Source organism: Streptomyces sp. NPDC020742 (assembly GCF_040641675.1).
Lineage (GTDB): Bacteria > Actinomycetota > Actinomycetes > Streptomycetales > Streptomycetaceae > Streptomyces.
This window is the reverse complement of the sequence record NZ_JBFAEA010000002.1, coordinates 766,957-789,333: the sequence shown is the minus strand read 5'-3', so window position 1 is coordinate 789,333 and position 22,377 is coordinate 766,957. Positions and strand designations below refer to the sequence as shown.

The window sequence follows — 22,377 nt, the reverse complement described above, 5'->3', positions numbered from 1 at the left end:
CAAGAAACCGGTGGTCGGTGGGCGTACCGGGTCAGCCGATCCCGAGTTCCCTGTCGATCAGGTCGAACATGTCCTCATCGCTCGCTTCCGCGAGCTCGTCGTCGACGGCTCCGTCCGCCGTCTGTCGTCCGCCTTCCGGTCGCAGCCGGCTGTCCGGCTGCGGCCCGCCTTCCGACTGCGGCCGGCCATTGGGTTGCACCTCGCCTTCCAGCTGCGGCCCGCTTTCCCAGTGGGTGAGCAGGTCCCGCAGCCCGTCGACGAGGGCACGCCGCGAGGTGTCGTCGGTTGCCGCGCGCAGGGCGCCGTCCACCTGCTCCAGCTCGGGCAGCAGGTGACCTCCGCTCCCGGTGAGCGGCGACGGGGGAAGGAGCGCGTCCCGCAGGTATCCGGCGAGCGCGGCCGGTGTGGGGTGGTCGAAGACCAGGGTGGCGGGGAGCGTCAGCCCGGTGGCCGCCTTGAGGCGGTTGCGCAGCTCGACTCCGGTCAGCGAGTCGAAGCCCAGCTCACGGAAGGCCCGGGCGGGTTTGACCGAGTCACTGGACGCATGCCCCAGCACGGCGGAGGCGTGGCTGCGGACGAGGTCCAGCAGCCTGCGCCGGCGCTTGGGCTCGGGCAGCGCGGCCAGCTCGCCAGCCAGGTCCGGTCCTGGTGCGTCGACCTGGTCCGGCCGTTCGTCGTGGCCGGTGGTCAGCTGCCGCGCCTCCGGAATCTCATCCAGCAGCGGCCGGGGGCCGCCCACGGTGTAGGCCGGGAGGAAGCGGTCCCACTGGATGTCGGCGACGACCAGCGTGGTCTCCCGGTGGTCGACGGCCTCGCGCAGCGCCGCCACAGCGAGACGGGGGTCCATCGCGGGAACGCCCCGGCGGCGCAGCTGTTCGGCCACGCCCTCATCGACCATGCCGCCACCGTCCCAGGCACCCCAGGCGATGGCGGTGGCGGGCCGGCCCTGTGCGTGGCGCCATTCGGCGAGCGCATCGAGCGCGGCATTGGCCGCCGCGTACGGGCCCTGGCCGCCGTTGCCCCACACTCCGGCACCGGAAGAGAACAGCACGAAGGCGTCCAGCGGGTGGTCGGCCAGCAGTTCGTCGAGGTGGCAGGCGCCGGAGACCTTGGCGTGTACGGCGGCCAGCACCTCGTCCGGGGAGGTCTCGGTGAGCGGGCGGGCCGGGTCGACGACGCCCGCGGTGTGCACCACGGCGGTCAGCGGGGGCCCGTCGGAGAGCGAACCCAGCAGCTCGGCCACCGCGGCGCGGTCGGTGATGTCGCATGCCGTCACCGTCACCCGCGCCCCCAACGCCGTCAGCTCGGCGGACAGCTCGGTCGCGCCCGGGGCATCGGGACCGCGCCGGGCGACGAGGACGAGGTGCTCCGCGCCCTCGGCGGCGAGCGCCCGCGCCACATGAGCCCCCAGGGCACCGGTACCGCCGGTGATCAGAACCGTGCCGCGCGGCCGCCACGGCTCGGCGCCGGCCCGCGCGTCAAGCGGCGCGTGCACCATCCGCCGGACGTAGACACCGGATGCCCGGACGGCGTACTCGTCGCCTTGGTTGTCCCCTTGGCCGTTCCCTTGGTCGTTCCCTTCACCGTTCCCTTGGTGTCCGCCCCTGGCAGGGGTCCCGTCCCCACTCCCGGCCCGGGCCCCGTACCCGCTCCCGATCTCGTCCCCGAGCAGGCGCAGGTACCGGCGTCGCGCCGGTGCGTCCAGGATGCCCGGCAGGTCGATCAGGCCGCCCCAGTGCGCGGGGTGGTCGAGGCCGAAGACCCTGGCCAGCCCCCAGAGCGCGGCCTGGGCCGGATTGCGCACGGGGTCGGGCACCCGGTCGGTTTCCGGCGCCCGCTCGGCCGCTCCGATGGACACGGCTCCCTGAGTGACCACCCACAGTCGGAAGTCCAGGCGCGTGTCGGCGTCCAGGCCCGTGTCGGCCCGTGCCAAGGCCTGGGCGAGCGCCATGGTGCTCAGCAAGCTGCCGGGCACTCCGCGGTGGCCGTCGATGTCGCGGTCGTCCAGCGCGAGCAACGACAGTATGTGACAGGGACCGGGGCCCTCAATGGCCTTGCCCGCCGTCGTCAACTGCGCCACGAGAGCGGCACGATCGACGGCCAGGGGGACGGACACGATCCGGGCCCGGTCGCCGAGCCCATGGACGGTCGCCTGCACAAGGTCGTCGTCCTCGTGGCCGACGGGCACAACAACCAGCCAACGTCCTGCCGACTCCGCCTGCTCCGTCTCGTCCGGCTGTCCGGGCCGATCGGGGTGCTGGGGCTGTTCGCGGTCGGGCTGTACGGGCTGTACGGGCTGGTCGGGGTGCGCGGGCTGTTCGCGGTCGGGCTGTACGGGCTCGGCCTGTGGCCGCCAGACGATGCGGTAGCGCCAGCCGTCGACCGTACTGCGCTGCTGCCGCTGCCGATGCCACGCCGAGAGCGCCGGCAACACTTCGGACAGCGCCCCCTGCTCCGACAGCCCGAGCGTCGCGGCCAGACCATCGGCATCCGCACGCTCCACCGACTCCCAGAACTCCCCGTCCAGCGCACCCGCGGCAGCCGGCAGCGCAGCGGGCCCCGCCGACTCCAGCCAATAGCGCCGGTGCTGAAAGGCGTACGTGGGCAGCTCCACCAGCCGGGGCCGATGCGCAGCAAAGGCCGGCGACCAATCCACCTCCACACCGTGTACGTACAACTCGCCCAGGGACGTGTAGAAGCGGGCCGGTCCGCCCTCGCCGCGGCGCAGGGTGCCGGTCACCAGCGTCTCCTCCGCCGTCCCCGCGTCGTCCAAGGTCTCCTGGACCGGAACCGTCAAGACCGGATGCGGGCTCACCTCCACGAACACCCGGTGGCCCTGGGCCAGCAAGTGCCGTACTGCGGGCTCCAGTTCGACGGTCTGCCGGAGATTGGCGTACCAGTACGCGGCATCCATCTCCGCCGTGTCCAGCCACTGCCCCGTCACCGTCGACAACAACGGCACCGAGGACGCCCGTGGCCGTATCGGCGCCAGGGCGGCAAGGAGCTCCTCGCGAATCTCCTCCACATGCGCCGAATGCGACGCGTAATCCACCTCGATGCGCCGCGCCCGAATACCGGCTTCCCGGCAGCAGAGCATCAGCTCGTCCAGCGCCTCCGCATCACCGGACACCACCACCGACGACGGGCCATTGACCGCGGCAATCGACAACTGCCCAGGCCACTGCTGGAGCAGCACATCCGCCTGCGTACGCCCCAACGCCACCGATACCATCCCGCCCCGACCCGCCAGAACACGGAGGGCACGGCTCCGCAGCGCCACCACCCGGGCACCGTCCTCCAAGCTCAACCCACCCGCCACACACGCCGCGGCAATCTCGCCCTGGCTGTGTCCCACCACTGCCGACGGCTCCACCCCGAAACCACGCCACAGCTCCGCCAACGACACCATCACCGCCCACAGAACGGGCTGCACCACATCCACCCGCTCCAACCCCGGAGCACCCTCCACCCCACGCAACACCCCACCCAACGACCAACCCTCCGGCCAGTCCACAAACGGCCTCAACGCCGCCTCACACTCACCCAACCGCGCCGCAAACACCGACGACGACTCCAACAACCCCACCGCCATACCCACCCACTGCGACCCCTGCCCCGGAAACACAAACACCGTCCGACCCGGATCACCCACCACCACACCCGAAGGCATCAACCCCCGCAAAAAAGCGACCAGTTCACCACTCTCAGAACCCACGACAACAGCCCGATGCTCAAACGCCGACCGCGCCGCCACCAACGACCAACCCACATCCACCACCGACACGTCCCCACCGGCACCTACATCGGTCCCGGCACCCGCCCCGGCCCCAGCCCCAAGACCACCACCAGCACCAGCACCAGCACCAGCACCAGCACCACCCTCCACCCACAACGCCAACCGCTCCGCCTGCCCAGCCAACGCCTCAACACCACGCCCCGACACCACCCACGGCACCACCACCCCACCCGAAGAAGAAGCCACCAAGCCACCACCACCACCACCACCAACACCAACACCAACACCAACGTCATCCCCCTCCCGCCGCGCCGCCCCAGCAACCACCCCCAGCTCCGGCACCTCAGCAACCACCCCCTGCTCCGGCGCCTCGACAATCACATGCGCATTCGTCCCACTGATGCCGAAGGAGGAGATGCCGGCGCGCCGTGGACGTCCCGTGGCCGCGTCCCACGGACGTGCCTCGGTCAGCAGCGCCACTGCCCCCGCCGACCAGTCCACATGCGGTGACGGCTCATCGACGTGGAGCGTCGCCGGCAACTCGCCATGGCGCATGGCAAGCACCATCTTCATGACACCGGCCAGCCCCGAGACGGTCTGGGTGTGCCCGATGTTCGACTTGACGGAGCCGATCCACAGCGGCGGCCGCTCCGGGTCCCGGTCGCTGCCGTACGTAGCGATCAGCGCCTGCGCCTCGATCGGGTCGCCGAGTGCCGTGCCCGTACCGTGCGCCTCCACCGCATCGACGTCCGAAGGCCGCAGACCCGCGTTCGCCAGCGCGGCCCGGATCACCCGCTGCTGCGACGGGCCATTCGGCGCCGTCAGACCATTGGACGCACCGTCCTGATTGATCGCCGAACCCCGCACCACCGCCAGCACCGGGTGCCCCTTGCGCCGCGCCTCCGACAGACGCTCCACCAGCAGCACGCCGGCCCCCTCAGCGAGGGCGAAGCCGTCGGCCGCCGCCGCGAACGGCTTGCACCGGCCATCGGGGGCGAGCCCGCGCTGGCGGCTGAAGCCGATGAACGGGCCGGGGTCGGCCATGACCATGGCCGCGCCCGCGACGGCGAGGGAGCAGTCCCCCGAACGGAGTGCCTGCACCGCCATGTGCAGCGCGACCAGCGACGACGAGCATGCGGTGTCCACGGTGACGGCGGGGCCCTCCAGCCCCAGCGTGTAGGCGACCCGACCGGAGGCGACGCTCGCTGCCGCGCCGGTCGCCAGGTAGCCCTCGACCTGCTCGGAGTCCAGGGCACGCAGCCGGTTGCCGTACTCCTGGTCGGTGACGCCCATGTAGACGCCGGTCCCGCTGCCGCGCAGCGACCTGGGGTCGATCCCGGCGCGTTCGATGGCCTCCCAGGAGGTCTCCAACAGCAGCCGCTGCTGCGGGTCCATGGCCAGCGCCTCGCGCGGCGAGATCCCGAAGAACTCCGCGTCGAAGTCACCCGCGTCGCGCAGGAATCCGCTCTCCCGGACATAGCTGCGGCCCGGCCGGTCGGCGTCGGGGTCGTAGAGGCCGTCCAGGTCCCAGCCCCGGTCGGTGGGGAAGGGGGACACCGCCTCGGCCCCGTCCCGCACCAGTCGCCATAGGTCCTCCGGCGCACGTACGCCGCCCGGGAAGCGGCAGGCCATGGCCACGATCGCGATCGGGTCGTCCTCAGCCGGTCGTACGACGGGAGCCGGGGTTTCCGCCACCGCCGTGCCGGACTCCTCTGCGCCCGGGGTCCGGGTATGGACGTACGCGGCGAGGGCGGCGGGGCTGGGGTGGTCGAACACCACGGTGCTGGGTAGGCGCAGGCCCGTGGCCCGGCCGAGGCGGTTGCGCAGTTCGACGGCGGTCAGCGAGTCAAAGCCCAGTTCCTTGAAGGGGCGTTGTGGGTCTATCGGGACCGACTTGTCGTGCCCGAGTACGGAGGCGACGTGCTCACGGACGAGTTCCAGCAGGGCGGTGCTGCGTTCACGGGCGTCGAGTCCGGCCAGTCGTTCGGCGAGCGCCGGACGTTCGGATCCGCCCTGTGCATCTCCACGGCGGGCTCCCCGGGCGCCGTCATCGCCTCGCTCTCGGTCTCCGTAGCCGTGCCCGTACCCATCCCCGTTTTCCTCCCCGTCCCCGTTCGCCGTGAGCTCCGGGATCTCCGACAGCAGCCGGCTGGGCCGTACGGAGGTGAAGACGCTGCCGAAGCGTCGCCAGTCGACCTCCGCGACCGCGATGGTCGTGTCGTCGTGGTCGAGCGCCTGCTGGAGTCCGCTGAGCGCGGTGTCGGGGTCGATGACGGGAACACCGCGGCGGCGCAGCACGTCCTGGAGCGACTCGGGGATCATGCCGCCGCCGGCCCAGGGGCCCCAGGCAATGGACAGCACCGGCAGCCCGGCGGCCCGGTCGCACTCGGCACGGGCGTCGAGGAGGGCATTGGCCGCGGCGTAGGCACCGTGGTCGGCGACGCCCCAGGTCCCCGATATGGAGGAGAAGTGGACGACGGCATCGAGCCGTGCCGGGTCGAGGATGCGGGCGAGGTGCGCGGCGCCGGTGACCTTGCCCGCGCAGGTGGCGGCGAGGTCCTCCGGCCGGGCTTCCGCGAGGGGGCCCAGCGCGCTGACCCCGGCGGCGTGGACGACGGCCCGGATCGGCTCCCCGTCACGTTCGGTCTGCCGCACGAGGTCCGCAACGGCCCGCTGGTCTCCGATGTCGCAGGCGGCGACTGTGACGTGCACACCCAGGTCACGGAGTTCGGCGCGCAGCGCGGCCGCCCCGGGGGCGTCGGCACCGCGACGGCCGGTGAGGACGAGGTGGTCCGCGCCGTTGGCGGCGAGCCACCGGGCGACGCGGGCGCCCAGGGCACCGGTGCCGCCGGTGACGAGGACCGTGCCGCGAGGACGCCAGGAGCGACGCGGGGGCGTGCCGTTCGCCGGAGCGGGGACCAGCCGTCGGCCGAGTACGGCGGTACCGCGGACGGCGAGCTGGTCCTCGTCGCCGCCGGCCGCCAGGATCCGTACCAGCAGACCCGCCGAGCGACGGCGGTCCCGATCGGGGGCCCCGTCGACCCCTTCGCCCGGTTCTGGAGCCCTTCCGCCCCGGTCGCCCACGTCGCTCCGGTCAGCTTCCTCGACCCGCCCGGCCGGCCCGGCCAGTTCCGCCGGCCCGGGCAGGTCGACCAGACCGCCCCAGCGCGCCGGGTGCTCCAGCGCGGCGACCCGGCCGAGTCCCCAAATGCCGGCCTGATCGGGGCGTGCGGGGGCGATGTCCCCGGCAGGCTCCGCCTCGTTGGATGTGCTGCCGTGGCCGTCACCCGTGCCGGTGGCGACCGCGCCCTGGGTGACACACCACAGCGGGGCGTCGATCCCGGCATCCCCGAGAGCCTGCAGCAGCGCGAGGGTGCTTACCAGACCGGCCGGAACACTCGGGTGGGCACCGTCCGGCCGCTCGTCCAGCGCCAGCAGCGACAGCACCCCAGCGAACGGCCCCGGCGCCTCCTGCGCTCCCCGTCCCTCCCGTACCCCCTGTGTCTCGCGTACCCCCTGTATCTCCCGCAGCCGATCCGCCAGCCCGTCCGCGTCCGCCAGCGTCAACGGGCAAAGGTGCGCGCCCGCTTCTTCCAGCGCATCCCGGACGCTGTGCACCAGCGCGTCGTCCTCGTACCCCGCGGGAACGACGAGCAGCCAGGTACCGTCGAGTGGCCGGGCTGTCGGCTCCGCGAGGGTTCGCCAGACGATGCGGTAGCGCCAACCGTCCGCCGTGGCGCGCTGTCGCCGGCTCAAGCGCCATGTGGACAGGGCGGGCAGCACCTCGTCCCACGCCTCGACGCCGGGCAGGCCCAACGTACCGGCCAACGCCGTTGTGTCCCGGGCCTCCACGGCCGTCCAGAAAGCCGCCTCTTCGGGAGAGGCCGCCACGGCCGGTGCCTCCGGCTCCAGCCAGAAGCGCTGCCGCTGGAAGGCGTACGTCGGAAGTTCCACGAGTCGGGGGCTACGGGTGGCAAAGACCGGCGACCAGTCCACGTCCACCCCGCACACATACAGCTCGCCCAGAGAGGCGTAGAAGCGGCCCGGTCCGCCCTCACCGCGGCGGAGGGTGCCGGTCACCACCCCCGTCTCGACGCCCGCCCCCTCAAGGGTCTCCTGCAACGGCACCGTCAGTACGGGATGCGGGCTGACCTCGACGAACACCTGGTGTCCAGCGGCGGCGAGCGCTTCGACGGCGGGAGCGAACTCCACGGTCTGCCGGAGATTGGCGTACCAGTACGCGGCGTCCATCTCCGCCGTGTCCAACCACTCCCCCGTCACCGTCGACCACAACGGCACCGACGAGGAACGCGGCTCTACCGTCGCCAGAGCATCGAGCAGCTCCGCACGAATCTCCTCCACCTGTGCCGAGTGCGAGGCGTAGTCGACCTCGATCCGCCGCGCCCGGACACCCCGGCGCTCGCACTCCGCCACCAAGCCGTCCAGAACATCGGCATCACCCGACACCACCACCGACGACGGCCCGTTGACCGCAGCGATCGACACCCGTCCCGGCCATAGCTGAATCAACTCCTCCGTCTGGATACGGCCAAGCGCCACCGACACCATCCCGCCCCGACCCGCCAGAACCCGCAGCGCACGGCTCCGCAGCGCCACCACCCGAGCGCCGTCCTCCAAGCTCAACCCACCCGCCACACACGCCGCCGCAATCTCCCCCTGGCTATGCCCCACCACCACCGACGGCTCCACCCCAAAACCACGCCACACCTCCGCCAACGACACCATCACCGCCCACAACACCGGCTGCACCACATCCACCCGCTCCAACCCCGGAGCACCCTCCACCCCCCGCAACACCCCACCCAACGACCAACCCTCCGGCCACTCCACAAACGGCCTCAACGCCGCCTCACACTCACCCAACCGCGCCGCAAACACCAACGACGACTCCAACAACCCCACCGCCATACCCACCCACTGCGACCCCTGCCCCGGAAACACAAACACCGTCCCGGATGCGGGTGCCGTGGGTACGGAGCCAACGGCGGTACGGGGGTGTGGGTCGCCCTCGGCCAACGCGTGCAGGTCGCTGACCAACGCGGCCCGGTCGTCCCCGACGAGCACCGCCCGGTGCTCCAGCGCCGCACGGGAGGTCAGCAGGGAGTGCGCCACGTCGTAGGGCACGGCATCGGAAGCGTCAGGACGGTCCGGAGCATCGGGTGCGGGCATGAGGTGGGCTGCGAGGGCGGCAGCCTGCGCCCGTACGGCTTCCGGGGTGCGGCCATGGACCACCCAGGGCACGACTGGCCGCTCAGAGGGATTGTCCCCTTCCCCCTCAATCGCCCCATCGGGTTCTTCAGGGAGTCCTTCAGGGAGCCCTTCAGGGAGCCCTTCAGGGAGCCCTTCGGGGAGCAGCCCCTCATCGAGCCCCTCATCGAGCTCTTCGCCAAGCTCGTCACCGGGCTCGTCGAACTGCTCGTCGAACTGCTCACCGACCCGCTCGGTGACCCGCTCATCGCCCTGCTGGTGATCGGGCTCATCGTCAGCAGCCCCATCGACAGCCCCGCGGGCGGGATCCTGCGCCTCTTCCGTCGGCGGCTGCTCCACGATCACATGCGCGTTGGTGCCGCTGATCCCGAACGAGGAGATGCCGGCCCGGCGGATGTGCCCGTCCGGCTCCCACGGCTGTGCCGCGGTGAGCAGCCGTACCGTACCCGCCGACCAGTCCACGTGCGGCGAGGGCTCGTCGAGGTGGAGCGTCTCCGGCAGCATCCCGTGCCGCATGGCGAGCACCATTTTGATGACCCCGGCGACACCGGCGGCGGCCTGGGTGTGGCCGATGTTGGACTTGAGCGAGCCGAGCCGGAGCGGGCGGCCCTCCTCCCGGTGGCACCCGTACGCGGCGATCAGCGCCTGGGCCTCGATGGGATCGCCCAGCGTCGTCCCGGTACCGTGCGCCTCCACCGCATCGACGTCGGCGGGCCGCAGGCCGGCATGGGCGAGCGCTGCTTGGATCACCCGCTTCTGCGCCAGACCGCTGGGGGCGCTGAGACCGTTCGATGCGCCGTCCTGGTTGGTGGCGCTGCCACGGACGAGGGCGAGCACCGGGTGGCCGTTGCGGCGGGCGTCCGACAGGCGTTCCAGAAGCACGATTCCGGCGCCTTCGCCCCAGGCCGTGCCGTCCGCAGCCGCGGCGAACGGCTTGCACCGCCCGTCCGGTGCGAGTCCCCGTTGGCGGCTGAACTCCACAAACATGCCCGGCTGTGCCATCACCGTCGCCCCACCGGCCAGCGCCAGCGTGCACTCCCCCGCGCGCAACGCCTGCGCTGCCAGGTGGAGCGCTACCAGGGAGGAGGAACAGGCCGTGTCGACGGTGACGGCCGGGCCTTCGAGACCGAAGGTGTAGGCGATGCGACCGGAGGCCACACTGGTGGCCGTGCCGGTCAGGACATGGCCACCCACCTTGTCATCGGCGCGGTGCAACCGGGGCCCGTACTCCTGCGCCATCGCGCCGATGAACACGCCCGTGCGGCTGCCGCGCACGCCCGAAGGGTCGATGCCCGCGCGCTCCAGCGCCTCCCAGGAGGTCTCCAGCAGGAGCCGCTGCTGCGGATCCATGGCCAGCGCCTCGCGCGGCGAGATCCCGAAGAGGCCGGCGTCGAAGGAGGCGGCGTCGACGAACCCGCCCTCGCGTACGTAACTGGTGCCCGACCGGTCGGGGTCCGGGTCGTAGAGCGCGTCGAGGTCCCAGCCCCGGTCGGTGGGAAACGCCGAGACCGCGTCCACCCGGTCGCGCAGCAGCCGCCAGAGCTCTTCGGGCGACCGTACGCCGCCGGGGTAGCGGCATGCCATCGCGACGATGGCGATCGTGTCGTCGGGGGCATCGAGGTCGTCGGCCATGACGCGGGTGTCACGGGCACGGGCACCGTCGCTGTTGCCGTCGCCGTCGCCGTCGCCGGAGACGCTCCCGTAGCGGGGAGCGTCGGCCGAGCTGTGCGTGTCCTCGGCGGTGCGAGTGCCGCCCAGCAGATCCGTGTCGATGTAGTGGGCCAGCCGCGCGGGCGAGGGGTGGTTGTACAGCGCGGTGGACGGCAGTCGGAGCGCCAGTGCGCGGTTGAGCTGGTTGCGCAGTTCGACCGAGGTGACCGAATCGAAGCCCAAGTCCTTGAAGGTCCATGTGGTGTTGAGGGTCGACGGCTCCTGGTGGCCCAGGACCACGGCGGCATGGTCGCGTACGACGTCGAGGATCGGCCGCCGCCGTTGCTGCGCGGGCCGGTCGGTCTGCGCGTGGGCGGACGGATCGAGCGGGGCCGCGTCGACCTCGCGGCGCGGGCCCGTGCTGCCGGCCGTGTCCGCTATCCAGTGCCGCTCGCGCTGGAAGGCGTACGTGGGCAGCTCCACCAGCCGGGGCCGATGCGCGGCGAACGCCGGCGACCAATCCACCTCCACACCGTGTACGTACAACTCCCCCAGGGACGTGTAGAAGCGGGCCAGGCCCCCCTCGCCACGGCGCAGAGTGCCGGTCACCAGCGCCCTGTCCTCCACGCCCGCGTCCTCAGCCGCCTCCTGCACCGGAACGGTCAGGACCGGATGCGGGCTGACCTCGACGAACACCCGGTGATCCTCAGCCAGCAAGTGGCGTACCGCAGGGTCCAGTTCCACGGTCTGCCGGAGATTGGCGTACCAGTACGCGGCATCCATCTCCGACGTGTCCAACCACTCCCCCGTCACCGTCGACAACAACGGCACCGAGGACGCCCGTGGCCGTATCGGCTCCAGCGCAGCCAGCAACTCCTCGCGAATCTCCTCCACATGCGCCGAATGCGACGCGTAATCCACCTCGATACGGCGCGCCCGGACATCCGCCTCCTGGCAGGAGGCCACCAGCTCGCCCAACGCCTCCGCATCACCGGACACCACAACAGACGACGGGCCGTTGACCGCGGCCAGGGACACCCGCCCCTGCCAGCGCCCGATCAACTCCTCAGCCTGGCCACGACCAAGAGCCACCGACACCATCCCGCCCCGACCCGCCAACACCCGCAGCGCACGACTCCGCAGCGCCACCACCCGGGCACCGTCCTCCACACTCAACCCACCCGCCACACACGCCGCCGCAATCTCCCCCTGGCTATGCCCCACCACCGCCGACGGCTCCACACCAAAACCACGCCACACCTCCGCCAACGACACCATCACCGACCACAACACCGGCTGCACCACATCCACCCGCTCCAACCCCGGAGCACCCTCCACCCCACCACGCAACACCGCACCCAACGACCAACCCTCCGGCCAGTCCACAAAAGGCCTCAACGCCGCCTCACACTCACCCAACCGCGCCGCAAACACCGGCGAGGTCTCCAACAACCCCACCGCCATACCCACCCACTGCGACCCCTGCCCCGGAAAGACAAACACCGTCCGACCCGGATCACTCACCACCACACCCGAAGGCATCAACCCCCGCAAAGAAGCGACCAGTTCACCACTCTCAGAACCCACGACAACAGCCCGATGCTCAAACGCCGACCGCGACGCCACCAACGACCAACCCATATCCACCACCGACACGTCCCCACCGGCACCTACAGCGGTCCCGGCACCTGCCCCGGCCCCAGCCCCAAGACCACCCCCACCACCAGCACCAGCACCAGCACCAGCACCCTCCACCCACAACGCCAACCGCTCCGCCTGCCCAGCCAACGCCTCAACACCACGCCCCGACACCACCCACGGCACCACCACCCCACCCGAAGAAGAAGCCACCAAGCCACCACCACCAACACCAACGTCCTCCCCCTCCCGCCGCACCGCCCCAGCAACCACCCCCAGCTCCGGCACCTCAGCAACCACCCCCTGCTCCGGCGCCCCAGCAACCACCCCCTGCTCCGGCGCCTCGACAATCACATGCGCATTCGTCCCGCCCATGCCGAACGACGAAACACCCGCAACCAGTTGACGTCCCGACTCCCCCCTCCAGGGCGCGGACTCGGTCTGGACCCGCAGGTTCAGGCTGTCGAGCGGGATGTCGGGGTGGGGGGTGGTGAAGTTCAGGCTCGGTACGAGGCGGCCGTGGGCCATGCACAGCACCAGCTTCAGGAGCCCGGCGATACCGGCCGCTCCTTCCAGATGACCGATGTTCGTCTTCACCGACCCGACCCGCAACGGGGCACTCCGCCGCGGGGCGGTGCCGTACGCCGCGCCGAGTGCCGCCGCCTCGATGGGGTCACCGACCGGGGTGCCGGTGCCGTGCAGCTCGACATAGTCGATGTCGCCGGGCTCGATGCCGGCGTTCTCGCAGGCCAGTCGGAGGACTTCAGCCTGTGCGCGCACGTCGGGGGTGGTGAGACCGGGTCCCCCACCATCATTGTTGACCGCTCCTCCCCGGATCACGCAGTGGACGTGGTCGCCGTCCGCCAGCGCCTGGCCGAGCGGCTTGAGCACCACGAGGCCACCGCCCTCGCCGCGTACGAAGCCATTGGCCCGGGCGTCGAAGGTGTGGCAGAGCCCGTCCGGACTGAGCACGCCGAGGCGGGCCAGCGCAAGGGAACTCTCGGGGGCGAGGTTGAGATGAACGCCGCCGGCAAGCGCGATGTCGCAGTCGCCGCGGCGCAGGCTGTCGCACGCCGTCTGGACGGCCACCAGTGAGGAGGACTGGGCGGTGTCCAGGGTCATGCTCGGCCCGCGCAGCCCGAGGTGGTAGGAGAGACGGTTGGCGATCAGGCCGCGGTTGAGCCCGGTCGGTGTGTGGTGGTCGAGGGCGTCAGGGCCCTGACGGTGCACCAGGAGGGCGTAGTCCTCGACGGTTGCTCCGACGTACACCCCGGCCCGCCGGCCGCCGAGCTGATCGGGGCGGATGCGGGCGTTCTCCAGGGCCTCCCAGCCGAGTTCCAGGGCGAGGCGCTGTTGCGGGTCCATCGACCGCGCCTCGCGCGGCGAGATGCCGAAAAAGGCGGCGTCGAACGCGGCGACATCGTCGAGGAATCCGCCACGTACGAGCCCTGCCTGCCGCCCCTGCTCCCCCGCGACGGGGTCGGCTTCCTGGCGGAGGGGGGCAGCGGTCGGCCGCTGGGCGGGCGCTTCGGCGACCGCACTCCTGCCCTCGTTGAGGAGTTCCCAGAGGGCGGCGGGAGTGCCCGCCCCGGGCAGTCGGCAGGAGAGGCCGACGACCGCGATCGGCTCGCGGTACGGCGAGGGGACGGCGAGGCCCACGGTGTCCGACCCGTTCATCAATCGCACTCCCAACCCGAAGTGACACGGTCACGGTTCGCCTCACCGTTCCACAGCGTGGAGCCCGGAAAGGCCTGGTGAGGGCCACCTCTAGGGGAACTTCTAGGCATCCGGCAGCCACCCCGACCGGGTGCCCAACGGGCGCTTCAACAGGAGTTCTCAGCAGGAGTTCTCAGCACTCTCCGGCCGCCACCGCCGCGGCGATTCACGTATGGCTCCGGTCGTGGCCTGCACTTCAGGGCGTGTCCGGGTGGGTCGCGGGGGGGGCGCAAAGCCCTGTCATGTGGCGTCGGCCGGTGTCTGCGCGTGCTGGAAGGATGTTGCTGAGGCTCGACCGATCGCGATACGGTCGCCGCACTCTAAAGATCACGCTCTCTGGAAACGCAGCCGCAGAACGGGAGCGAGCCCGCGCACAGCAGCGCGGAGCCACGGAGGGGCGGCACCTGATTCTGGCTTGCCCTCCGGAGGTTTTCCATGAAGATCGGTCTTGGTCTTCCCATCGCTGATCCCGCCCTGCTGCTGACCTGGGCCCAGCTCGCCGATGTCGGCCCCTTCAGTACGCTCGGCCTGCTCGACCGGCTTGTCTTCGACAACCCTGAGCCCCTCATCACCCTTGCGGCGCTCGTCGGCGCCACGTCGCGCATCCGCCTGCAAACCGAGGTTCTGATCGCGCCCGTCCACAACACAGCGATGCTCGCCAAGCAGACCGCGACCCTCGACCGCATGTCCGGCGGCCGGTTCACTCTCGGCGTGGGCGTCGGTGGGCGCGAAGACGACTGCCTGGCCGCGGGCATCGACATCCGACGCCGGGGGCGCCGCCTCGACGAACAGATGCCCCTGCTGCGCCGGACCTGGCGCGGCGAGCCGTACGGCGAAGGCGTCGGCCCCATCGGTCCCGCGCCCACGACGCCCGGTGGCCCGGAGGTACTGTTCGGCGGTTTCGCCCCAGCAGCGATCGAGCGTGTCGGCCGGTTCGGCGACGGCTTCCTCGGCGCGGCGCTGCCGCCGCAGTTCATGGCCGGCCTGTTCCGCAACGTGGAAGCGGTCTGGGAGAAGCACGACCGTGATGGCCGGCCGCGCTTGGTGGCTCAGGCCAACGTCGCCCTCGGCCCAGAGAGCACCGTCGAGCAAGCCCGACGCAATGTCCGTGACTACTACGGATTCAGCGGTCGCGCCGATCACGTGGCCGATGGTCTTCTCACCACGCCGGAGACGATCCGTAAGGCGGTCGCTGACTTCACCGGCATCGGCGCCGATGAAGTCATGCTCTACTGCTGGTCCCCGGATGTCGACCAGATCGACCGGCTTGCCGACACCCTGTTCTAGGGACTGTGTGTCACCTCCGCACCGAAGCCAGAGCCGAATCGCGGTGAGGGCGACCGTGCCCTGGAAGACGCACGCCCGCTTGTCGTATCTGGTTGCTACGGCCCGGAAGCCCTTGAGGGCGTTGACGGTTCGCTCGACTTCGTTCCGCGGACACAGCGGGCCGACGGCGCAGCCCCGCCCCTCAGCCTTCCGATCCGCCTCCGATCCGTCTTCGATCCGCCTCTGGTCCGTCTTCGATCCGCCTCTGATCCGCCTCTGATCCGCCGGACCGGCCCTACCCGTCGGGACCGCGGCGGGCAAGGTGCAGAGACTAGGTGAATGCCAGGCCTTCCCGGTGCAGGCTGCGGGGCAACGGCCGTCCCGTGCCGTACCCGCACCAGCATGGAGAGGCGCAGCGATGCACATGGACAGCGCGGCGGAGTCGTCGCCCATCCCCGGATCCGCATCGTCCGATCGGCGGCCCGGCTCACTGTCCTCCCGGCTGGCCGCCTCCGCCCTGGCCACCGACGGCGGGGTGATGAGCAATGAGGCCTTCGACAAGTGGTTCGAGGAGCGGCAGTACCAGCATGCGCTCCAGGTCAGCCGGATCGCCTTCGACGAACTGCAGGGCTGGGGGTTCGCTCCCGAGACCGGCGACCTCCGGCACGACAGCGGGCGTTTCTTCTCCATCGGCGGGATAGGGGTGCACTCCGACTACGGGCCGGTCCGGCAGTGGTGCCAGCCGATCATCCACCAGCCCGAGATCGGTGTGCTCGGCATCGCGCTGCGGGAGTTCGACGGAGTGCTGCACTGTCTGATGCAGGCCAAGCCGGAGCCCGGGAACGCCAATGCGGTGCAGCTCTCCCCCACGGTGCAGGCGACCAAGAGCAACTACACCCGGGTGCACGGTGGTTCCGCCGTTCCCTACCTGGAGCGCTTCATCGACCCCGACCCGCCACGGGTGGTGGCCGATGCGCTCCAGTCGGAGCAGGGGTCGTGGTTCTTCCGGAAGCGGAACCGCAACATGGTGGTCGAGGTCGGTCCCGAGGTCGAGGCGGGCGAGGACTTCTGCTGGCTCACCCTGGGTCAGCTCGGTGCGCTGCTGCACCGGCCCGATCTGGTCAACATGGATGCCCGGACGGTGCTTTCGTGCCTTCCCGACTGGCGAGCCGGCTCCGGGGCCGCCGGTGCCGGGCTGCACTCCGGGACGGAGATCCGCAGCTGGATCACCCAGCGGCGGGCCCAGCACGAGATCTCGGTGGAGCCGCTGCCGCTGCACGATGCGGCCGGCTGGTACCGCTCCGAGCGCGAGATCGCGCACGAGAGCGGGCTGTTCTTCAGCATCGTCGCCGTCGACGTCCGCTCGCACCGGCGCGAGGTGCCGGCCTGGTCCCAGCCGCTGCTGGAGCCGCATGGGCTGGGGGTGGCCGCGCTGCTGGTCAAGCGGATCGGCGGGGTGCCGCACGCCCTGCTGAGCGCACGCGTCGAGCCCGGCTTTCTCGATGTGGTGGAGCTCGGTCCGACCGTGCAGTGCACTCCGGAGAGCTACGCCCATGTTCCGGCGGAACTCCGTCCCAGGTACCTGGACGTGGTGCTGGACCGGCGACCTGGGCGCACGCTGTTCGACGCGGTGCTGTCGGAGGAGGGCGGCCGCTTCCTCGATGCCCGCAGCCGCTACCTGATCATCGAAGTCGACGAGGACTTCCCCGCCGAGGAGCCCGCGGACTTCCGCTGGGTGACACTACGTCAGATCAATGAGCTGCTGCGGTACAGCCATCACCTGAACGTGCAGGCCAGGACGCTGGTCGCGGCCCTGCGAACGGTGCTGTGACGGGGCGCTGCCGTACCGGCATGGTGCGGTAACGGCGCGGTGCCGCAATGGGGCGGTGGCGTTATGCGGCGGCGCTGCAGCGGGGCGGCGCCGCGACAGGACGCTGCCGCTACCGGGCACCGCCACCAGGGCGGGCGGCACCGGGGCCCGGCGTCACCACTGCTCATCGCCCCGGCCGCCCGGACGGATGCTCGAACACAGGGCGGCCAGCGCCGTCTCGACATGGTCCAGGTGCCTGCTCATGGCCTGCACGGAGCCCTCCTCGGAGCTTCGGGTGATCGCCTCGACGATGGCCCGGTGTTCCTCGTTCGACCGCTCACGGCGGTCCCGGTCCAGCACGTTCAGGAAGGTGGACTGCTGCGTCAAGGCGTCCCGGATGGCCTCGATCACGCTGCGGAACACGAGGTTGCCGGAGCATTGCGCCAGGGTGACGTGGAACTGGGTGTCCAGTGCGGCCCAGGCCGCCGTGTCGGACTCGTGCTCCATACGATGCCGCAGCTCATGGAGGTGGTCCAGGTCGGCCTGGGTCCGCCGGGTGGCGGCGTAGGCGGCGACCGGGATCTCGACGTGCCGGCGGGCCTCGACGAGGTCCCGCGCGGGGTACGCGCCGAAGGTGGGCCCCTCGGACTTCTCCGGCGCCGCGACATAGGTGCCCTTGCCCGCGTGGGAGACCGTGAGCCCCAGGGCTTGCAGCGCGCGCAGCGCTTCCCGGACGACGGAGCGGCTCACACCGAACCGGCGCCCCAGCTCCGCCTCGGACGGGAGCTTGTCGCCGACGGCGAGGTCGCCCCGTTCCACGGCGGTGCGGAGGTGTTCCAGCACCACCTGCATCGCATTGACACGCCGCGCGGGCACGGTCGACGTCCGGCTGTCCGACAAGGCCATGGGCCGCATCCTGGGGAGGACCGGAGAGCGGCGTCAAGCACCGTGGAAGAAGGCTGGGGATATCCCTAGAAGGGACGTCCCGGCCGACCGTCGGGTACCGCGGAGCCTCCCGTGACCTGCCTCGATGTACCTCAGCCGGCGCATCGGTGCAGGTAGCGGCGGCACCGTTCTTGACACCCCTGACCGGGGCGTTCGACGATGCCTCAACTTGTCAGGCAGCCGGACAGGCGGGTCTGCGCAGGTCAGGACCGGATGCCCGCGCCCACCCATGGACGGGTTCGGCCGGTTCGGCGCCCCCTGGCCACGAGCCGACGGCCGCCCCCTCACCGGGCCTTCTCACATTCCTTTAAGAACCCCGCCCATTCCCAAGACCCCTCCGACTCGCAAGAGTTCCACACCACCGGGACCGGGACCGGGACCGGGACCGGGACCAGGGTCGGTTCGGAGTCCGGGCCTGCCGGGAAAAGGTTTTCCCGACCGAGACCTTCGCCCCCGAAATTCCGCGGCCCCAGAAGCCCTACTCCCGAGTATTCCCCGCGGGCCCCCGGAGAGGTCATCGATCGCCCGCCGCGCGAAGTCTTCCTGCATCATTTCCTCCCCCCCTCAGGAGTGCTTTGCCCGCATGATGTGGCAACCTTGGCCATGAGCTTCCGGAAATCCCCCTGCAACACAGTGCCGTTGGAGGTGATGCGACAGCCGACGCCAACCGAATCCAGCTGGCCGCAATGAACTTCGAAGGTTCGGTGCGGCACGGAAACCGGCATACCGTCATCGCACAGACGCGCCGGATTTCCGTTTCCCGCATGACCGCGTGCCCTCTTGACCGCCTACCCGCTTGGCTACGTGCCTACGTGACCGCGCGACTACCTGACCGCATGACCGCCTGCCCGGGGGGCCACGGCAGCAGGTCCGCATCCGCACGCGTCCGGATCCGAGTCGCACAAGGGGGAACCGGAGTCTCTGCGCCTGCTTTCCTTGCACAGACCGTCTTTCCACAGACCGCCCTCACACAGACCGCCCTTACGCAGACCCTCGTTGCGCACGGAACTCCTCACGCACAGAACTCCTCGCGCATCGAACTTCTCGCACAGAATTCCTTGCACACAGAACTTCCTTGCATACAGATATTCATGCCCGCCAGACCCTCGCGAACCCCCCACACCCGCCGCCGCACCACCGCGCGGCCCGAAGGGACCTGAACTCGATGTTGCTGGACCGGGAGGCCGAACTCGACCTGGCGGCCGCTGCCCTGCAGGCCGGATGCGGTGCCCTGATACTGGTCACCGGCCCCCTTGGGGTGGGCAAGTCGGCCCTTCTCGACGGCATCGGCGCGCTTGGCGAGGCGCAGCGGGCCCGGCAGCTGCGGGTCAGCGCCGCCCCGATGGAGCGTGGTTTCCCGCTCGGTGTGGCCCGCCAACTGCTGGAACCGGCCCTGCGGGACGCCTCCCACGCCGCGGCGGAGCGGTGGACCACGGGGCCCGCGCGCGCGGCCCGTACCGCGCTCGACAGTGGCTGGCCCGGCGGCGAGGAGGCACAGCGGGCCGTTCTGCACGGTCTTACGGCGCTGGTCGAGAACATGGGGCGCGACCAGCCCCTCCTGATGCTGGTCGACGAACTGCAGTGGGCGGACCGGGCGACGCTGCGCTGGCTGCGGCATCTGGGCGAGCGGCTCGCCGCCCTTCCGGTCGTGCTGGTCTGCGCCGTCCGCGAGGGCGACACGCTCGCCGGCGATCCGGACGTCCAACAGGTCATCGGGCACGCCACGGAGACCCTGCGCCCCGGGAACCTGCCGCTCGACGGCTCCGCCGGGCTGGCCCGGCAGCACTTCGGGGAAGCGGCGGACGAGGCGTTCGTACACGCCTGCCACGAGGCGACCGGCGGCAATCCGCTGTTCCTCGGCTCCGTGCTGGCGGACGCCGCGTCCCAGGGCCTCCGGCCGACGCCCGAGCACGCCCGGGCCGCCGCGGCGCTGCGCCCCGCTCCGCTGCAACGCCGGCTGCTGCTGCGCCTGGACGCGCAGTCGGAGCCGGTGCGGAAGCTGGCACGGGCGGTGGCGGTGCTCGGTACGCAGGCCACTCCGGAGCTGCTGAGCCGGCTGACCGGGCTGGACGCCGCGGTCCGGGACCAGGCCCTGCGGCACCTCACGTCGCTCGGCCTGACGACCGGCATGCGGTGCCCGCGGTTCGTACGGCGCCTGGTGCAGGAGGTGGTGGAGGAGGGTGTTCCGCCTACTGAGCGGACCGCCCTGCACGCGCTCGCGGCCGAGTTGCTGCACCGGACCGGGCGGCCGCCCGAGCGCGTGGCCCGGCACTTGATGGCGCTCACGGCGCCGACCTGGCCGTGGGCCACCGAGGTGCTGCGTGCGGCGGCCCGCTCCGCACAGCGCAGGGGTGCCCCGGAGGTCGCCGCGGGGTTCCTGCGGCGGGCGCTGTTGGACGGCCCGCCGGACGCTGAACGGGCGCAGCTGCTGGTCGACTTGGCCACCGCGGAGCGAAGTTTCGCCCCGTACGCGGCGGTGCGGCACATCGCCCAGGCCGCGTTGCTGCTCGACGAGCCGGAGCAGCGTGCCAAGGCCCTAGTGCGGCTGGCGCCCACCTCGTTCGCGTCGACGCTGCTGCCGGTACAGGAGCTGCTGCGCGAGGTGGCGGACGCGCTGGGGCCCGAGGAGCGGCTGTGGGGGCCCGACCGGGAGCTGGCGCTGCGTCTGGAGGCGCGGCTGCGGCATTCGTCGCTGCCGGAGCCGGACGAGCTGGCGGACTCGGTGAACCGGCTGCTCCACAAGGGCCCCGAGCCCCGGATGGACACCGTGGGGGAACGGGAGTTGCTCGCCCCCTTGCTGGCCGCCGCGACGTTCGCCAACGCGCTGCCCGCGCACAAGGTGGCGCCGATGGCGAACCGGCTGCTGGAGAGCGAACCGGCACTGGCGACGCATGTGCACACCACTGCTCCGCTGGTGGTGGCGTCCCTGGTCGCTGCGGACTCCCTCGACTCGCTGGGTGCCTGGCTCGACCGGGTCGAACAGACCGCGACCGGGCGGCAGACGCGTATGGAGCAGGCGCTGGTCGGCACCGAGCAGGCGCTGGTGTCGCTGGCCAGCGGCCGGTTGGCCGAGGCCAAGGAGCGTGCGCTCGCGGCCTACGAGCTGGGGGGCGCCAAGAACGAAGAGGTCTTCACCGTCTCGTCCATGACGCTGGCCATGGTCTCCATCCCGACCGGGGACGACGCGCTGGCCCAGCGGCTGCTCGCGGGTACCAGCCGGGCGGCGGACGACCCGTATGTGTGGTCGGTGCTCTCCATGTTGAAGGGGCAGTGCGCGGCGCGGAAGGGCGATCTGGAGCTGGGGCTTTCGCACTTCCTCAACGCGGGCCGCCGGCTCGAACAGTGCGGATGGCTCAACCCGGCGCTGCTGCCGTGGGCATCGGCCGCCGCGCTGGTGCACTTCTACCTCGGCAACCAGGAGCAGGCCGCCGAGTTGAGTTCCCTGGAGGTGGAGCGGGCGCGGGTCTGGGGCGCGCCGGGCTCGCTCGGCCGGTCCCTGCGTGCGCACGCCCAGGTGCTCGGGGGACCGGAGGGCACCGAGGTGTTGCAGGAGGCGGTGGACGTGCTCCAGGGCTCCAACAACCGATTCGAGCTGTGCCAGGCCCTGTTGGAACTCGGTGAGCGCCATGGCCCGGATGACCCCCGCGGCCGGGAGGCGCTGTTGGGGGCCCGCGCGGAGGCCGTCGCCTGCGACCTTCCCTGGCTGGTGCGGCGGGCCGAGGAGCGGCTCGCCGAGGCGACGACGCCGGGGCCGACGGGCAATCAGCTGACGCCCGCGGAGCGGAAGGTGGCCGAGCTGGCCGCGTCGGGGCTGACGAACAAGAAGATCGCCGAGTTCCTGAACATCACATGCCGTGCGGTTGAAAAGCATCTGACAAATTGCTACCGCAAGATGTCAATTCGAGGACGGATGGTCCTCGCCGATTCCCTGCGGGAACTCGACCGGTCGACGGACTTCCCCGGGGCGGCCGCCTCGGGCTGAACTCCGCCGCATTGCACGGCGCCACGGCTCTTTCCCGGGCCGTGGCCCTGCCATGCCTGCGGGCGCCCTCTCCCCTTCCTTCGCGCGCCCTCTTCCTTCCCTTCGCGCGCTCTCTTCGCGGGCCGCCTCCGGCGTCCGTTCCCGGGATCGGTTGACTCGCAACAATGAGACCATGACGAAGAGTTATCGCTACCGCACGGTATTGATACCGAACCACCGTACCGAGACACCACAGTGTTTTGCGTATCGCCACACCTCGCGTTGACTGCCCGGACACGGCTTTCCTAGGGTCAAGGTCAGCGGAATACCAATGCAAGAAAGGCACTTCGCTCCGTACGCCGAAGGAGCGGGACGACCAATGCCTCATTCGGCCGCCGGAATTCCCGGTGTGCCGACCGCAGAAAG

5 protein-coding genes and 1 pseudogene are annotated in these 22,377 nt (G+C 71.1%); 3 read left to right on the top strand and 3 right to left on the bottom strand.

Going from position 1 to position 22,377, the window contains the following annotated elements; genetic code table 11:
* Positions 1 to 31 precede the first annotated feature (31 nt).
* A complete protein-coding gene (locus AB0G84_RS07455) occupies positions 32 to 13,930 on the bottom strand; it encodes an SDR family NAD(P)-dependent oxidoreductase (RefSeq protein WP_361316745.1) in 13,899 nt (4,632 codons plus the stop codon).
* 474 nt (positions 13,931 to 14,404) lie between these two features.
* On the opposite strand from AB0G84_RS07455, the gene AB0G84_RS07450 reads away from it, so the two are divergent.
* On the top strand, positions 14,405 to 15,256 hold the full coding sequence (locus AB0G84_RS07450; RefSeq protein ID WP_361316742.1) for an LLM class flavin-dependent oxidoreductase: 852 nt from the start codon (positions 14,405 to 14,407) through the stop codon (positions 15,254 to 15,256).
* A 21-nt stretch (positions 15,257 to 15,277) separates the two neighbouring features.
* On the opposite strand, the pseudogene AB0G84_RS07445 reads toward AB0G84_RS07450, so the two are convergent.
* Positions 15,278 to 15,403 (bottom strand): annotated as a pseudogene (locus AB0G84_RS07445) (IS5/IS1182 family transposase); the annotation flags it as partial.
* Between the two features lie 250 nt (positions 15,404 to 15,653).
* On the opposite strand from AB0G84_RS07445, the gene AB0G84_RS07440 reads away from it, so the two are divergent.
* On the top strand, positions 15,654 to 17,066 hold the full coding sequence (locus tag AB0G84_RS07440) for an NDP-hexose 2,3-dehydratase family protein (RefSeq protein ID WP_361316739.1): 1,413 nt from the start codon (positions 15,654 to 15,656) through the stop codon (positions 17,064 to 17,066).
* A 153-nt stretch (positions 17,067 to 17,219) separates the two neighbouring features.
* Here AB0G84_RS07440 and AB0G84_RS07435 read toward each other — a convergent pair whose 3' ends face one another.
* Positions 17,220 to 17,951, bottom strand: coding sequence for a FadR/GntR family transcriptional regulator (locus AB0G84_RS07435; RefSeq protein WP_361316736.1), 732 nt, complete (start codon positions 17,949 to 17,951; stop codon positions 17,220 to 17,222).
* A 1,204-nt stretch (positions 17,952 to 19,155) separates the two neighbouring features.
* Here AB0G84_RS07435 and AB0G84_RS07430 point away from each other — a divergent pair.
* Positions 19,156 to 21,972, top strand: coding sequence for a LuxR family transcriptional regulator (locus AB0G84_RS07430; protein ID WP_361316733.1), 2,817 nt, complete (start codon positions 19,156 to 19,158; stop codon positions 21,970 to 21,972).
* The last annotated feature ends 405 nt before the right edge of the window (positions 21,973 to 22,377 follow it).

What these genes read in the sequence shown, in the direction of transcription:
- AB0G84_RS07440 (WP_361316739.1), top strand. Translation starts at nt 15,654, where the DNA reads ATGCACATGGACAGCGCGGCGGAGTCGTCGCCCATCCCCGGATCCGCA.
- AB0G84_RS07455 (WP_361316745.1), bottom strand. Translation starts at nt 13,930, where the DNA reads ATGAACGGGTCGGACACCGTGGGCCTCGCCGTCCCCTCGCCGTACCGC.
- AB0G84_RS07435 (WP_361316736.1), bottom strand. Translation starts at nt 17,951, where the DNA reads ATGGCCTTGTCGGACAGCCGGACGTCGACCGTGCCCGCGCGGCGTGTC.
- AB0G84_RS07450 (WP_361316742.1), top strand. Translation starts at nt 14,405, where the DNA reads ATGAAGATCGGTCTTGGTCTTCCCATCGCTGATCCCGCCCTGCTGCTG.
- AB0G84_RS07430 (WP_361316733.1), top strand. Translation starts at nt 19,156, where the DNA reads ATGTTGCTGGACCGGGAGGCCGAACTCGACCTGGCGGCCGCTGCCCTG.